The 13,812-nt window shown below is 69.2% G+C and carries 12 protein-coding genes; 5 read left to right on the top strand and 7 right to left on the bottom strand.

The window, feature by feature from the left end; translation table 11 throughout:
• Nucleotides 1-4 precede the first annotated feature (4 nt).
• Nucleotides 5-1,396: a sensor histidine kinase gene (locus tag D473_RS0115305; RefSeq protein ID WP_083918021.1), complete on the top strand. Its 1,392-nt coding sequence runs from the start codon at nucleotides 5-7 to the stop codon at nucleotides 1,394-1,396.
• A complete protein-coding gene (locus D473_RS0115300) occupies nucleotides 1,393-2,061 on the top strand; it encodes a response regulator (RefSeq protein WP_017609938.1) in 669 nt (222 codons plus the stop codon). The genes D473_RS0115305 and D473_RS0115300 overlap by 4 nt, the downstream gene beginning before the upstream one ends.
• Nucleotides 2,062-2,179: 118 nt before the next feature.
• On the opposite strand, the gene D473_RS0115295 is transcribed toward D473_RS0115300, so the two are convergent.
• Both D473_RS0115295 and D473_RS0115290 read right to left on the bottom strand, forming a co-directional pair.
• Nucleotides 2,180-4,708 (bottom strand): excinuclease ABC subunit UvrA, encoded by a 2,529-nt coding sequence (locus D473_RS0115295; RefSeq protein WP_026126987.1) that lies wholly within the window; start codon nucleotides 4,706-4,708, stop codon nucleotides 2,180-2,182.
• Nucleotides 4,709-4,936: 228 nt separating this feature from the next.
• Nucleotides 4,937-5,395, bottom strand: coding sequence for an Lrp/AsnC family transcriptional regulator (locus D473_RS0115290; protein ID WP_026126986.1), 459 nt, complete (start codon nucleotides 5,393-5,395; stop codon nucleotides 4,937-4,939).
• Between the two features lie 62 nt (nucleotides 5,396-5,457).
• Between D473_RS0115290 and D473_RS0115285 the strand changes: the two genes are divergently transcribed.
• The 3 genes from D473_RS0115285 (at nucleotide 5,458) to D473_RS0115275 (ending at nucleotide 7,915) form a co-directional block, all read left to right on the top strand.
• Complete coding sequence (locus tag D473_RS0115285) at nucleotides 5,458-6,150, top strand: AzlC family ABC transporter permease (protein WP_017609935.1); 693 nt, start codon at nucleotides 5,458-5,460, stop codon at nucleotides 6,148-6,150.
• Nucleotides 6,143-6,472 carry a branched-chain amino acid transporter permease gene (locus D473_RS0115280; protein WP_017609934.1) on the top strand — a complete coding sequence of 110 codons (330 nt, stop codon included), beginning with the start codon at nucleotides 6,143-6,145 and terminating at the stop codon, nucleotides 6,470-6,472. The genes D473_RS0115285 and D473_RS0115280 overlap by 8 nt, the downstream gene beginning before the upstream one ends.
• A gap of 99 nt (nucleotides 6,473-6,571) precedes the next feature.
• Nucleotides 6,572-7,915 (top strand): DUF2252 domain-containing protein, encoded by a 1,344-nt coding sequence (locus D473_RS0115275; RefSeq protein ID WP_026126985.1) that lies wholly within the window; start codon nucleotides 6,572-6,574, stop codon nucleotides 7,913-7,915.
• Between the two features lie 317 nt (nucleotides 7,916-8,232).
• Here D473_RS0115275 and D473_RS0115270 read toward each other — a convergent pair whose 3' ends face one another.
• From D473_RS0115270 to D473_RS24930, 5 genes are all read right to left on the bottom strand, one after another.
• On the bottom strand, nucleotides 8,233-8,856 hold the full coding sequence (locus D473_RS0115270) for a TetR/AcrR family transcriptional regulator (protein WP_017609932.1): 624 nt from the start codon (nucleotides 8,854-8,856) through the stop codon (nucleotides 8,233-8,235).
• A 45-nt stretch (nucleotides 8,857-8,901) separates the two neighbouring features.
• Complete coding sequence (locus D473_RS24935; protein WP_017609931.1) at nucleotides 8,902-10,071, bottom strand: cytochrome P450 family protein; 1,170 nt, start codon at nucleotides 10,069-10,071, stop codon at nucleotides 8,902-8,904.
• A gap of 98 nt (nucleotides 10,072-10,169) precedes the next feature.
• Complete coding sequence (locus tag D473_RS0115260) at nucleotides 10,170-11,744, bottom strand: fluoroquinolone export ABC transporter permease subunit (protein ID WP_017609930.1); 1,575 nt, start codon at nucleotides 11,742-11,744, stop codon at nucleotides 10,170-10,172.
• Nucleotides 11,741-12,619, bottom strand: a complete 879-nt coding sequence (locus D473_RS0115255) for an ABC transporter ATP-binding protein (protein WP_017609929.1) — start codon at nucleotides 12,617-12,619, stop codon at nucleotides 11,741-11,743. Before D473_RS0115255 ends, D473_RS0115260 begins: the two co-directional genes overlap by 4 nt.
• Nucleotides 12,612-13,199 carry a TetR family transcriptional regulator gene (locus tag D473_RS24930; protein WP_017609928.1) on the bottom strand — a complete coding sequence of 196 codons (588 nt, stop codon included), beginning with the start codon at nucleotides 13,197-13,199 and terminating at the stop codon, nucleotides 12,612-12,614. Before D473_RS24930 ends, D473_RS0115255 begins: the two co-directional genes overlap by 8 nt.
• Nucleotides 13,200-13,812 lie beyond the last annotated feature (613 nt).

The following is a 13,812-nucleotide window of genomic DNA, read 5'->3' as shown; positions in this document are numbered from 1 at the left end:
CAGCATGACTAGCACCTCTCCGAGATGGGTCCGCCATCTGTTCGGCGCAGGCGCTGCGGTCGTGTTGGCCGTGCTCGCTCTGCGGCCCCAGCCCGGACCGGTAACGGCACTACTGACCGCCTTGGTCGCCTTCGCGGTCGGCCGGGGACCTGACGGTGTGGGGCGAGGTGCGGCGGCGTTCCTGCTCCTGTTGCTCATGAGCGCGGTCGGTGTCGCAGTCGGCGCCACGGGATGGCAGGAAACCACGCGAGAGACGCTTTCCGCGCTCACGCGTGCGGGGGTCCCCTGGTTGATCGGCTCGGCCTGGCGATTGCGTACTCAGGTACGCCATCAAGCCGAAGCACGTGTGATCCAAAAGCGCCGTCAGCGGCGTACGGCCTTGTTACGGGAGCGCGACGCCGAACGGCTCGGGTTGGCGGAGTCCCTGCACGATGATCTGGGGCACGCGTTGAGCCTGGTCGCATTGAACCTCGGACGGCTCGAAGTCGACCCCACGCTGACCCCTCCTGCCCGGGAGTCGGTGGCCACCGCGCGCCGTGAACTCTCCCTGGCTGTCGGGCGGCTCGGCGCCTCGGTGGGATCACTGCGCAGTGGTGCCGCACCCGGCCTGCCGCGCCGCGCCGACATCACCGATCTACTGGAGCAGGCCCGCCGGGCAGGTGCCGATCTCAGAGTGAAAGCGATGCCTTCGGCCGAACGGTTGGGCGACTTCGATCAGGTGACACTCGTCAGAGTGCTTCAGGAAACCGTGACCAACGCGACCAAGCACGCGTCAGGACGGCCGGTCACCCTCGACATCTCCGCATCCGGGGACCAGCTGTACGTCACCGCACGTAATGCTCTCGCCGACACCTCATCGGCCATGGACGGGACCGGAACAGGGCTCTCGGCCTTGGACCGCCATCTCCAGGGGGTCGGTGGGTATCTGCAGACACAGCATGGCGACGGGGAGTTCGTGTTGCGTGCCAGATTGCCCTCCCGGCCCGTGACCAGGAGTGACGCCGACGACTCGGCCGTGCTGGACGACGAAGACCTGGAGACCGTGTTGAGGAGCGGAGCCGAACGGCGCGGTCGTGTCATTCTGGCAGTCACCGCTCTCGTCATCGTCGCTGTTCTCGGGGCGGTCGAGATCGTCATGACGTCCGAGGCACGCCGTGCCCTGCTCCCCGCCGAGGACTATGCGCAGATTCGTGTCGGTGACTCGCGTGGACAGACGGAGCACCTGCTGCCCGAGCACGGACTGCTGCCGCGGCCCGAGACGGGGCCCGGCACCGAGTGCCACGACTACGCCGTCACAGCGGTCCCGCTCGACGACAGATCCGGGGACGTCCACCGGATCTGCTTCTCCGACGGTGCCGTCACCTCCACCCACTACGTCCGGTCGGATTCCCGATGACGACGCACCAGCCCCGGCCCACAAGAATCCTGGTCGTCGACGACGAGCCGCTCGTGCGTGCCGGTATCACCGGAATCCTGAGCACAGACCCCGGGAACGACGTCGTCGCCGAGGCCGGCACCGGACTCGACGGGCTGACCGCTGTCCGTACCCATCGACTCGACGCTGTGCTGCTGGACATCCGCATGCCGGACATGTCCGGTCTGGAGGTGTTCTGTGAGTTGTGTCGTGCGGGTGTCACTGTCCCGTGCCTGTTCGTCACCACGTTCGGTGAGGACGACTACATCGAAGAGGCCGTCCGCCTCGGAGCTTCCGGGTTCGTCCTGAAATCCGGTGACCCGCACGAGCTGCTCATGGGTGTGCGTGCTGTTGCCGGCGGAGGGGCGTTCTTCTCCCCGGCCGTGGCCCGTCGGCTCCTGGACGGCCGTCTCGCCGCGTCGTTCAGTGAGACCCAGCGGGCCCGTGTCCAGTTCGAAGAGCTCACACCTCGTGAGCAGGAGGTCCTGCGCCTGATCGGGCGGGGACTGTCCAACGCGGAGATCGCCGCCGACCTGTTCCTCGCGGAGGGGACCGTCAAGGTGCACGTTTCCTCGATCCTCCGCACCACCGGCGCCCGGAACCGCGTGGAGGCCGCCCTGGTCGCCGTTCGTTCCCATGAGGCCTGAGCCGGCCGCGAGATCCCGCCCACATCGGTGTGGACGGCCAGTTCGCGGTCGGCCGACTCCTTCAAGCACGAGGATCCCTGAACGCGCGTGGCCCGAGTGTGCGGTCCTTTGCCCGTGGTCAGCGGCCTCTCATGTGGCCGCGCAGGTACCGGCCGGTGATGCTGGCGGGGTCGTCCGCGAGCTCCTCGGGGGTCCCGGTCGCGACGATGCGCCCGCCGTCGGCGCCGCCGCCCGGCCCCATGTCGATGATGTGGTCGGCGTTGGCGATCAGGTCCAGGTCGTGTTCGATCACGACCACCGTCCCGCCCTGGTCCACCAGTCTCTGCAACACCCCGATCAGCACGCGCACGTCCAGGGGATGCAGCCCCACGGTGGGCTCGTCGAAGACGAACAGCGTCCGCCCCTGGCGCCGGTCGAGCTCCGAGACCAGTTTCAGCCGTTGCGCCTCGCCCCCGGACAGCGCCGGGGTGGCCTCGTTGAGCGTGAGGTAACCCAACCCGACGTGGATCAGGGCATCGAGCTTGGCGCGCACCTTCTCCAGGTCGCCGACGTGCTCGACCGCCTCGGCCGCCGTCAGCGACAGCAGCTGCGGCAGCGGCAGCTCCTCCGCTCCTCCGGCGGAGGGGCGGAGGTATTCATCGGCCTCCGGTCCGTAGCGGCATCCCTCGCAGGCGGGACAGACGATGTCCACATCGGGCAAGAACTGCACGTCCAAGGAGATCTCCCCGGTGCCTTCGCAACGGGGGCAGCGCAGCGAGCCGGTGTTGTAGGAGAAGTCCCCCGCCCCGAGCCCGTCGGCCCGGGCCGTGTCCAGCCGCGCGTAGGCGCGCCGCAGTTCGTCCAGCACGCCGACGTACGTGGACACGGTCGAGCGGACGTTGATGCCGATCGGGGTCGCGTCCACCATGTCGACCTTCTCGATCCCACCGGCCTCCAGTTCCTTCACGTGCTCGGGCCGGCGGGCCCGGCCCCTGGCCTGGCCGGCCCGCAGGGAGGGGACGAGACTCTCCAGGACCAGGGTGGTCTTGCCGGAGCCGGAGACTCCGGTGATCCCGGTCAGTCTCCCGCGCGGGATCTCGGCGTCGAGGGCGTGCACGGTGTGCACCGGACCGGTGCGCATGAGCAGCGTGCCACGGTCGAACACCCGCTCCGGCTCTGCCCGTTCGCGCGCCACGACCCGTTCGCGGCCGGTGAGGAAGCCTCCGATCAGCGAGTCCGGGTCGCGGCCCACCTCCGCCACCGATCCCTCGGAGATCACGGTCCCGCCCTCATGGCCCGAACCGGGCCCGATCTCGATCAGATGGTCGGCCGCGCGCAGCACCTGCACGTCGTGGTCGACCATCACCACCGAGTTGCCCTCGGCCAGCAGGTCATCGATGACGCCCTGCAACCCGTGGACGTTGGAGGGGTGCAGGCCGATCGAGGGCTCATCCAGCACGTAGAGCACCCCCGTGGTCTCGTTGCGCACGGCACGGGCGAGCTGGACACGCTGGCGCTCCCCGGTGGACAGGGTCGCTCCGGCACGGTCCAGGGAGAGGTAACCCAGTCCCAGCTCGATCAGCCGCCGCGCCATCCGGAGCAGGGCCTCGACCAGGCTGTGGGCCATGGAACGCATCTCGTCGGGCATCCCGTCGACGATGCCCGGCGCCCAGTCGAGCACGTCCTCCAGAGCCAGGGCGGTGACGTCGGCCAGATCCCTGTCCCCGATCAACGGTGCACGAGCTGCAGAGGAGAGCCGTGTCCCGTGACAGGTCGGGCAGGTGCGTTCGATGAGGAAGCGGCTCACCCGGGCCAGCCGCCTCTCGTCGTTCGCGCGTTCGAGCTCAGCGGTCACGGTCAGCCGGGCGTTGCGAAAAGTGAAGTCCAGTTCGTGCACACCGTTCTTCGTGGTGACGGTGATGTGCTTCTTCTCCTCGGGACCGTCGAGGACGAGGGCCTTCTCCCACTCGGTCAGATCCCGCCACGGCACATCGGTGCGGACCCCGAACTCGCGGGCGATCTGCGGCTGGACCTTGAAGCCGTACATCTGCCAGGGGATCACCGCGCCGTCGTCGATGGTCATCGACTCGTCCCGGATCAGTGAGGCGTCGTCGACTTCTCGGACGGTTCCGGTGCCCTGGCATGTGGGGCAGGCCCCCTCCGAGTTGAAGGCCAACTCTTCGGCCTCGGGGGCGTGGAACTCGGCCCCGCATTCGCCGCAGACCATCGGGTCCTCGGTCGCCACGTGCAGAGAAGGCGGCAGGCGGTGACCGTTGGGGCAGAGGTGGGAGCCCAACCGGGAGAACATCAGCCGGACCACGTTGAGCAGCTCCGTGGAGGTGCCGAAGGTCGAGCGTACGCCGGGCACGCCGGGCCGCTGCCGCAGAGCCAGCGCGGCCGGGACGTGTTCGACCCGGTCGACGTCGGCCCGCGCCGCTTGCGCCATGCGCCGGCGGGTGTAGGTCGACAGCGCCTCGATGTAACGCCGCGCGCCCTCCGCGTAGAGCACCCCCATGGCCAGCGAGGACTTGCCCGAACCGGAGACACCGGCGACGGCGACCAGCTCACCCAGCGGGACGTCGACGTCGATGTTCTTCAAGTTGTGTACGCGGGCACCGCGCACCTCGGTGGCGGCGGGGGCCCGACGGCCCTCACTGCGTCGGCTCATCTCGCCCTCCTCACGGCCGCACCGGCCGAACCGGCCGAGGCGAACCTCGATCCGCACCGCTTTCCCAGCCACTCGGGCGGGGAAGTCCGTGCCCGAGGTGAGCGAAGAACCCCGGGCACATCCGACCGGTCCGTGTCCTTCACGGCGGACCGGCGGTGACCTGCTGGGGATACTTCCCGCTGGGGCGCCGTCGTCATGCCTCACCAGGAGCCCCGGCCGAAGAGCTGTTCAGCGATCGGTCTTGATGTGCTTCATGGTCAGCCGCGATTCCACGCGCAGCACGGCCAGCAGTCCGGTCAGCCGGTCGGAGAGGAAGGTGTCGTAGGCGGCGTGGTCGGCCACAGCCACGCGCAGGAAGTAGTCGGGGCGGCCGTACAAGCGGCGGAACTCGATGACCTCTTCGTAGCCGGCGACGGTTTCCTCGAATTCCTGGACGGTGGCGCGGTCGGTCGCGTAGATCTCCACGTCGACGAGTACCTCCAGCCCCCGACCCAGCTGTGCGGGGTCGACGACGGCCCGGTACCCGGTGATGACGCCCGCCTCCTCCAAGCGCTTGACCCGGCGCAGGCAGGGAGGCGGGGTCAGACCCACCCGCCGAGCCAACTCGACGTTGGAAAGCCGACCTTCCTGGCGCAGTTGGAACAGAATTTCGCGATCAACCGGATCGAGTATATGTTCATTGCTCATAGGGCCAGCATATGCTTTAAAGGTGTAACCATATGAGGTGAAATCTTTCCTATAATTTCATTATGCGTATCAGTCCTGACCTGCGGGTCGCCTTCCTCGACTCCGCTCCGGTGGGGCTGGGTTTCGTCCCGATCGGCCTGACCTACGGGGTCCTCGTGGTCCAGGCGGATCTGGACTGGTGGTGGGCGGGCCTGTCGGCCTTGCTCATCTACGGCGGGTCCTTCGAGTTCCTGCTCATCGGGATGGTCACCGCAACGGCCCCGCTGACCGCCATCGCCGCGGCCGCGTTCATGGTGAACTTCCGGCACGTGTTCTACGCGCTGTCCTTCCCGCTGCACCGGATCAGGAGCCGGGCGGGCAAGGCCTACGCCACCTTCGCGCTGAGCGACGAGGCCTATGCCCTGGCCACCGGCGAGCAGGCCCGCACCTGGCCGGGCCGGCGCATCCTGTGGTCGCAGTTCTGCATGCACATGTACTGGGTGGGCGGCGCGACCGCCGGAGCCCTGCTGGGCGGCTTCATCCCCGACAGCGTCCAGGGTCTGGACTTCGCCCTGACAGCCCTGTTCACCGTGCTGGCCCTCGACGCCCTGAAGGACACCCGCGGTGACGTGCCCACCCCCGTGCTCGCACTCGGGAGCGCCCTGATCGCCCTGATCTTCTTTCCCGACCAGATGCTCGTGGCCGCCCTCGCGCTCTTCGCAGCCGCACTCCTGGGACGCCACCTCATCACCCGCAGGAGGCCCAGCCGTGTCTGAGACCCACTTCGCCATCGCCGCGGTCCTGGCCACCGCCGCCGTCACCTGGGGGCTGCGTGCCCTGCCCTTCGTCGCCCTGTCCACATTGCGCACCGGCGACACCGTGGACTACCTCAGTACCCGCATGCCCGCCGGGGTCATGATCATCCTGGTCGTCTACTCCTTGAGCGACCTGCCCCTGCCGCAGCCGCAGTCCCTGGTGCCGTTGACCGCCCTGGCCACCACCGTGGGCCTGCATCTGTGGCGCGGTAACGCGCTGCTGAGCATCCTGGGCGGCACCACCGTCCACGTGGTGCTCTCGAGCACGGTTCCCGCCTTCTGAGGCCGGAAGCGAGGCGGCCCCACCACCGGACGGCCGCAGCACGGGACGGAGTAAACCGACCGATGTGCACTATGGCAGTCGTGCATGCATCCTGAGCCCATGTTCGACATCGACACCCCTCCCGACAGCTCCCCCCAGCGGCGCGACCACATCGTCCAGACCCTCGAGAACGCCTTCTCCCACCTCATGGCTGCCGACCCCCGGGCCTTTCGCGGCAAGTTCCGCAAGATGGCCGCCGACCCCTTCGCGTTCTACCGGGGAAGCGCCTGCCTGTTCTACGCCGACACCATCGACATGGACGACCCCTGGGTCGACCAGCGCACTTCCCGAGTGTGGATCCAGGGGGACCTGCACGCCGAGAACTTCGGCACGTACATGAACTCCGAAGGCCAACTGGTCTTCGACATCAACGACTTCGACGAGGCCTACCTGGGGCACTTCACCTGGGACCTGCTGCGCTTCGTCGCCAGTATCGCCCTGTTGGGCTGGCAGAAAGCACTCTCCGACGACGACATCAGCGCCCTGGTTCCGCGCTACGTCAACGCCTACGTCGACCAGGTCGCCACCTTCGCCGAGCACGACAACGACGACGAGTTCTCGCTGCGTCTGGGCAACACCGAAGGCACCGTGCACGAAGTGCTGCAGCAGGCGCGCATGAACAGCCGCTTCAAGATGCTGCGGTCCATGACGACTCTGGACGGGTACGAGGCGGTCTTCCGCAACGGACCAGGGGTTCGGCGGCTCGGCCGCGACGAGTACGAGCGTGTCGCGGCCGCCTTCGCCGAGTACCTCGAGACCATCCCGCCCGAGCAGCGTTACGACCCGCTGGCGTACCGGATCAAGGACATCGTCGGCAAGAGCGGGTTCGGCATCGGATCGGCCGGACTGCCCGCCTACAACGTTCTCATCGAGGGCCCCACCGAAGCGTGGGAGAACGACTTCGTGCTCTCCATGAAGCAGGGCAACATCGCCGCCCCCTCCCGGGTGGTCTCCGACCGCGAGATCATGGAGCAGTTCCACCACCACGGCCACCGCACCGCGGTCTCACAGCGCGCGCTGCAGGCCCACGCCGACCCGCTGCTGGGACACACCGACATCAACGGCGAGGGCTACGTGGTCAGCGAACTCTCGCCCTACGTCGACGACCTGGAGTGGGACGACCTCACCGAGCCCGCCGACATCGCCCCGGTGCTGGACTACCTGGGCCGGGCCACGGCCAAGGCGCACTGCGTCTCCGACACCTACGCCGACGCGGCCCTGGTCCGCGGCGAGACCGAGGACGGCATCGCCGCCTCCCTGGCCGGCAAGGAGCGCGAGTTCACCGAATGGTGCACCCGCTTCGCCCACCGCTACGCCGCGCAGGTGCGCGCCGACCACGCCCTGTTCGTGGACGCCTTCCGCAACAACGAGATCACCGGGGTGCGCTCCAGCGATCCGGCGTGAGACGGCCGGCCCCATCCGCCCCAAAAGTGGGGGCACTGTCGGCCGAGCCCGACTGACACAGCATCTGGCAGAAGGGGGCGTCGAGCAGGGCGATGGTCCCCGCTGTGCCGTCGATCCGTAGACGGTCGGTGCCACCAGGATCCCGCCCGGTTCCACCCTGGCGCCCACCGGGGCGACGACGACCCTGGTCCGGCCCTGGGGCGGGCGAGGGCGTACCCGACACCGAGGGCCGTGTGACCGGGGGGTCTCCAGGGCCGGGGCCGGAGCGAGGAAGGGCTGGGCGCCGCCGCGTGTGCCCTGGGTGAGCAGGAGCGCTCTCAGGGCCGGGGCCCTCTCTTCGGGGCCAGCCCCGAGACGACGAGGTCGATGACGAGTTCGAGGGTCTGCTGGTACTGCTCGGGGGAGGACAGGTGTTCGGTGTTGACGGGCAGCAGCAGCACGGTCTGGAGGACTCCCACGATCGCGGCCGGATCGGCTCCGATCAACTCCCCCTCGGCCCGGCGGGCGGTGACGAAGTCGTTCAACGCAGCGATCGGGCTGTCCGGTCCCATCGGGGGCGGCTCCGCCGAGGCCTTCCGGGTGACCGCGGCCATTTCCTCCGGGTGGGTGGCCAGGCGCTGATAGAGGGGATTGGTGGACAGCTCGGCGACAGTGGCGTGCAGGAAGCGGCGCAGCGCCTCCCGGGTGTCGGCCGTACTCAGCAGGGCGTCCTCGATCACCCGCTTGTGTACTTCGCCCATCTGGCGCTCCATGAGCGTGAGGTAGAGGGCCTCCTTGGAATCGAAGAAAGCGTAGAAGGAGCTCTTGGCGATCTCCGCCGGGGCGACCAGTTCCGCCAGGGAGGTCTTGCGCAGGCCCTGGGCCGTGAACAGCCGAAGGCCGGTCTCCAGGAGGATGCCGGCGACGCGTTCCCTCTCCTCCGGGGTGAACGTGGGTGGCAAGGGTTCGTTCCTCTTCGAAAGCGTGATCGCGCGTGGTCCGGGTGCTCAGGTGAGCCGTACCGGGAGGGTGTCCAGTGCACGCGACGGTCCGGGTTTCCAGTGGGGCGGCGCCTCGGGCTGGGCGAGGGCGAGCTGGGGGAAGCGGCGCAGGAGCTCGGTGAAGACGATGTGCAGCTCCGCGCGGGCCAGCGCGGCACCGAGGCAGTAGTGCATGCCGTGTCCGAAGGCGAGGTGGTCGGCCCGTCCACGGTCGAGCCGCAGTTCGAACGGCTGCTCGTAGGTGCGCGGGTCCCGGTTGCCGGCGAAGTACAGGGGCATCACCGGCTTGTCGGCGGGGATGGTGGTCCCTCCCAGCTCCACCGGCTCCAAGGTGTAGCGGAACACGCCTGCGTCCGCGGTCCCGTTGTAGCGCAGGAACTCCTCCACCGCATCGGCCACCGCCTCCGGTGAGGTGGCCGGACGCTCGCGCTGTTGCGGGTGCTCCAGCAGCATCAGCACGCCGGCGGAGATCATCGCGACGGTGGTCTCGTGGCCGGCGAGCAGGATGCTCAGGGACAGCGAGAGGAGTTCGGCCTCGGTCAGCTCATCGTGTGCGACGAGGGCGGACAGCAGGTCCTCGCCCGGGTCCGCGCGCTTGGCGGCGACCAGTTCCCGGATGTAGGCGACCAGGCCCCGGGAACTGGCGGCCATGGTCTCCGGGTCCAAGGAGCTCATGCCCCGCGCCCACCGGCGCCAGCGGTCCTGGTCCGCCAACGGCACGCCCAGGAGTTCGCAGATCACCCGGATCGGCAGCGGGTAGGCCAGTTCCGTGACGAGGTCGGCCTCCTGGGGCAGTGCGTCGAGCAGTTCGTCGGTGATCTGCTGGATCCGTGGTTTGAGCCGCTCCACCCGCCGGAAGGTGAACTCCTTGGAGACCAGCCGGCGCAGCCGCGTGTGGTCCGGCGGGTCCTGGGCGCCCAGCGCCGCCGTGAAGTAGGGCCGCACCTCCTCGGGGATCCCTGTCACGCTCGAGAAGTCCAACGTGGTCTGCTTGCTCGGGTCGTTGCTGAAGCGGGGGTCGCTCAGCACCGCCATGATCTCCTCGTAGCCGGTGACCAGCGTGATCACGGTTCCGTCGAAGTACCTGGCGGTCTTGACCGGGGGACCGGCGCACAGCCGTTCGAGCGCGGTGTCGCGCTCTGGCGAGGTGAGTGCGGAGACGAGATCGACGTCCATACGACGCCTCCTGAAACCATGAAAACAAAATGGATATTTGTTCACAGAGAATCAGCCCGGGAGACACGGGTCAAGGACACCGACCGCCGACCGGGCTCCTACGTGAGCAGACGCGACCGTATCCGCCGGGCCAGGAGCACCGCGGCGGCGACGGCGGCCGCCAGCCCCCCGAGCAGGATCACCAGCGAGGCGACGGTGTCGGCCGGGTATCCGGGCAGCGCCAGAAGCGACCACGTGGGCGGCAGCACGAGCAGCGGGGACCACCAGAGCGAGGGCAGCACCCAGACCAGCACCGGGACCAGGACGGACACGGCCGCCGCCCCCTTGACCACCACCAGAGCCTCGACCTTGTTGCCCGCGAACGCCGCGGTGGCCAGCACCACCAAGGGCGCGAACAGCGCGGCGAGCACCACGGCCGTGACCAGGCCCGGCGACATCACCGGAGCCAGACCGGACAAGGGCACGGCGATCGCCAACCCGCCCAGGGTGAGCAAGGCGGCCGTCCCCGTGCGGAACCCGAAGTAGGCGGTCAGCGACAGGGGCGAGACACGCAGCACCAGCAAGGTGCGGTCATCGATGTCCTCGCTCACGCGCAGCGCCACCACAGCACCGATCATCACAGGGATGTGCAGCAGTACCAGGGCACCGAACACGGCAGGGGTGTGCGCAGCGGGGTCGAAACCGTAGGTGGACCGCAGGTACTCGACGAGCACCGGCCAGGTCCATCGCAGCACCAGCGCCAAGGGCAAGGGTGCCAGGGCCACGGTCAGAAGCAGCGGGTCACGCTGCACACCGACGAATTCGTACCGGGCCAGGCCCACAACGGGGTGAGCCCGTCGCCCGGGTGCGGCGGGACGGCGCGCGCGTGCCCGAGCAGACCGGAGCGCGGCGCCCCGTTGCGGGCCGCGGTCGGCCTCCACCGGAGCGGCCCCCGCGGACTCGGGGCCGGTGCGGTGCGGAACCGCCGCGAGCCCGGTGGTGGAGTTCCGGGCGGCCCACCAGCAGAAGGCCACCGCACACCCCGCCGCGTACAGCAGCGCGATGGGACCGCCAAGGCCCTCCGGTGCCCCCGCCTGTCCGGTCAGGCCACGACTGATCAGTTCGGCGCCCGTTGTGGTGGGAACGGCCCAGAGCAGCGGGCTCTGGACCACCCCGGCCAGATGCAGAGCCGGGACCGCGACGAGGGGAACGGTGGCCGGGGCCGTGGCGAGCAGGGCTCCCTGGAAGGTGCGGGTACGCGCACCCAGGCCCGAACAGGCGGCCACCAACAGGACCGAAGTGAGCGCGACCCCGGCCGTGGCGTGCCCGAGCGCACCCCAGACGCGCCCGTCCGGAACGGTCACCACGATCATGGGCACCGCCATGGCGACGACCGGCAGAGTCAGCATCCCCACACGGGCGAGCGTGGCCTCTCCGGGGCTGACGGGGGTGACCTCCCGGGCGGCGGCTGTGCCCTCGACCCGCTCGAACATGAGCAGCGCGACGGCGAACAGCGCCCCGAACCCGGCCGTGTCCAGGAACAGAAGGTAGGGAACCAGCGTGTGCGCCCCCGATGCGGGCAGGGACCACAGCATCCCGGTCCAGAGCACGGCCAGGACGGTGGCGACCGCCACGATGCCGTACCGCCACACCAGCTTTGCCTCCAGCGCGATCGTGCCGGTGAACCGTTTCACAGCCGGACCTCGGTGACCGCGGCGAAGACATCGTCGAGTGTGGCCTCACGTGTGTGCAGGGCCGTGACCGCACCCGAGGACACCAGCCCTGACAGCTCACCGCCGGTGCTCAGGTCCGTGAGGTCGAAGATGCGCCGGCGGGGGCGGCCCCCGACCGTGTACTCGGCCACGACGCCGGGCCGACCGTAGCGGCGGCGGAAACCGTCCGGGGTGTCGATGGCGGCGATCCGACCGTCCACGACGAAGGCGACCCGGTCGCACAGGTGCTCGGCGGTGTGCATGTCGTGGGTGGTCAGGAAGACGGTGGTGCCTCGGTCCGCCTCGGCTCGGACGACCTCGCGCAGGAGCGCCGCGCGCACCGGGTCCTGGCCGGAGGTGGGCTCGTCCAAGAAGAGCAGGCTGGGGTGGTTGAGCAGGGCCCGTGCCAGGCTCAGGCGCATCCTCATCCCCTTGGAGAAGGTGCTCAGCCGCTGGTGTGCGGCCTCTGCCAGGTCGACGCGGTCCAGCAGCTCAGTGGGGTCCGCCACGGGGCCGCGGTAGAGCGAGGCGAACACTTCCAGGTTCTCCCCGGCGGTCAGGCGGGTGAACTCGGCGGGCAGCTCGAACCCGACGCCGATCCGCTCGTAGTAGTCCCTGCCCCACTCCGGAAGCGGGCGGCCGAGTACACGCACACGGCCCTCGTAGCCGCGCAGCAGTCGGGTCAGCACGTGTTGGACCGTGGACTTGCCCGCACCCGAAGGACCGAGGAAGCCGAAGACCTCCCCCGACCCCACGGTGAAATCCATCTGCCGCACCGCGTCCCCGCTCGCCCCGCGGTAGCGCACGCGCAGATCCGTCACGGAGATGACGTCGTCTTCGGTGGAGTTCTCACGCATCCGGGACTCCGAGTGATTCGAGTGCGTCGAAAGCTTGGTCCATGAGCGCGGGCAGGTCCCCCGTGCCGCCCTCCTCGACCCAGGCCGTGATGGCGGTCGTGAGCGCGGCGACACAGGCCGACGCCACGACACGGGCGGCCAACGGCGGCGTATCGGTCTCGGCCGGGTCGCTGAGCCCCCTCTCGAACGCGGTCTGTGAGCCGTTCAGACTCTCCCCCATACGGGAACGCAGGGCAGGGGTGGCCAGCAGCAGCCGGGAGCGCAGCAACAGGGCCTGCCTCTCCTGTGCGTACACGGCGGGCACAGCGCTCATGACCGCGTCGCGTACACGCCGCAGCGGAGGCTTCTCCGGGGGTTGGGCCCGAATCAGTTCTTCGAGCACCGGGTCGTAGTCGTCTCGCAGGACCACGTCCTCCTTGGAGGGGAAGTACCGGAAGAACGTCATGTGCGAGACGCCCGCCTCGGCCGCGATCCGAGCGACGGTCGTGTCCTCGTATCCGTGCTCGGCGAACAGCCGGAACGCCGCCTCCCGCAGTGCGTTCCGGGTGCGTTCCCGCTTCTGCTCACGCCAGTGCGCCATGCCCCGAACCCGTCAGATGTTAGTTGATAACAGGTTACTCACTAACACTAACGTCGGCGGTTGCTCGTGTCCAGACCTGTGCGGGCCTCCGTGGTCCCCGCGGGCTCCTCGGGGCCGACCCGGGCGCGGCCCACCCGGTCTGCACCCGCGTACCGGACCGTGCTGCATCGGGGCCCTGCGGACGGAGGGCCACCCGTGTCCGGCCCGTTTCCACCGAAGCGAAGCGGGACTGCGCATTCCGGTGATCAGAGCCCTACGTGAGGGCTACCGGAGTGTTGCGACAAAACCCGCCCATACGGCTCGAGCCGGGCGGGTCGGAAGCTCTCCGTCCAGATGTGCCGGCAGAGCCTGAACCCGCCTGGGGCGGGGGCTTGCGTCACGGACCCCGGAGGTCACCCTCTTCGCCCCGGTGCTGCGCAGCGGGGCGGGGCGCCGAGCGAGTCGTTGAAGTCCGTGTGCAGCCTTGTTATACACGTCACTGCGTTCTTTTCGAGTGGCCCTGGCGGCACTGCCGATCCCGTTCGGTTTCTCTTCAGCCCTTGTGCGTGTGAGCGGGTCTCGAACGTTGGTCACACAGATCTTCGGGGCCCGACCACCGCAGTTCGCGGGAGGA

Source organism: Nocardiopsis xinjiangensis YIM 90004 (assembly GCF_000341145.1).
Classification (GTDB): Bacteria; Actinomycetota; Actinomycetes; order Streptosporangiales; family Streptosporangiaceae; genus Nocardiopsis; species Nocardiopsis xinjiangensis.
Note: the sequence above shows the minus strand (reverse complement) of the source record. Positions and strands in the feature narration are given on the sequence as shown.

Bases quoted from the DNA above. Each gene is read 5' to 3' on its own strand.
- D473_RS0115290 (WP_026126986.1), bottom strand. From the start codon at position 5,395: ATGAGCAATGAACATATACTCGATCCGGTTGATCGCGAAATTCTGTTC.
- D473_RS0115300 (WP_017609938.1), top strand. From the start codon at position 1,393: ATGACGACGCACCAGCCCCGGCCCACAAGAATCCTGGTCGTCGACGAC.
- D473_RS0115255 (WP_017609929.1), bottom strand. From the start codon at position 12,619: ATGCGTGAGAACTCCACCGAAGACGACGTCATCTCCGTGACGGATCTG.
- D473_RS0115285 (WP_017609935.1), top strand. From the start codon at position 5,458: ATGCGTATCAGTCCTGACCTGCGGGTCGCCTTCCTCGACTCCGCTCCG.
- D473_RS0115275 (WP_026126985.1), top strand. From the start codon at position 6,572: ATGTTCGACATCGACACCCCTCCCGACAGCTCCCCCCAGCGGCGCGAC.
- D473_RS24935 (WP_017609931.1), bottom strand. From the start codon at position 10,071: ATGGACGTCGATCTCGTCTCCGCACTCACCTCGCCAGAGCGCGACACC.
- D473_RS0115305 (WP_083918021.1), top strand. From the start codon at position 5: ATGACTAGCACCTCTCCGAGATGGGTCCGCCATCTGTTCGGCGCAGGC.
- D473_RS24930 (WP_017609928.1), bottom strand. From the start codon at position 13,199: ATGGCGCACTGGCGTGAGCAGAAGCGGGAACGCACCCGGAACGCACTG.
- D473_RS0115295 (WP_026126987.1), bottom strand. From the start codon at position 4,708: ATGAGCCGACGCAGTGAGGGCCGTCGGGCCCCCGCCGCCACCGAGGTG.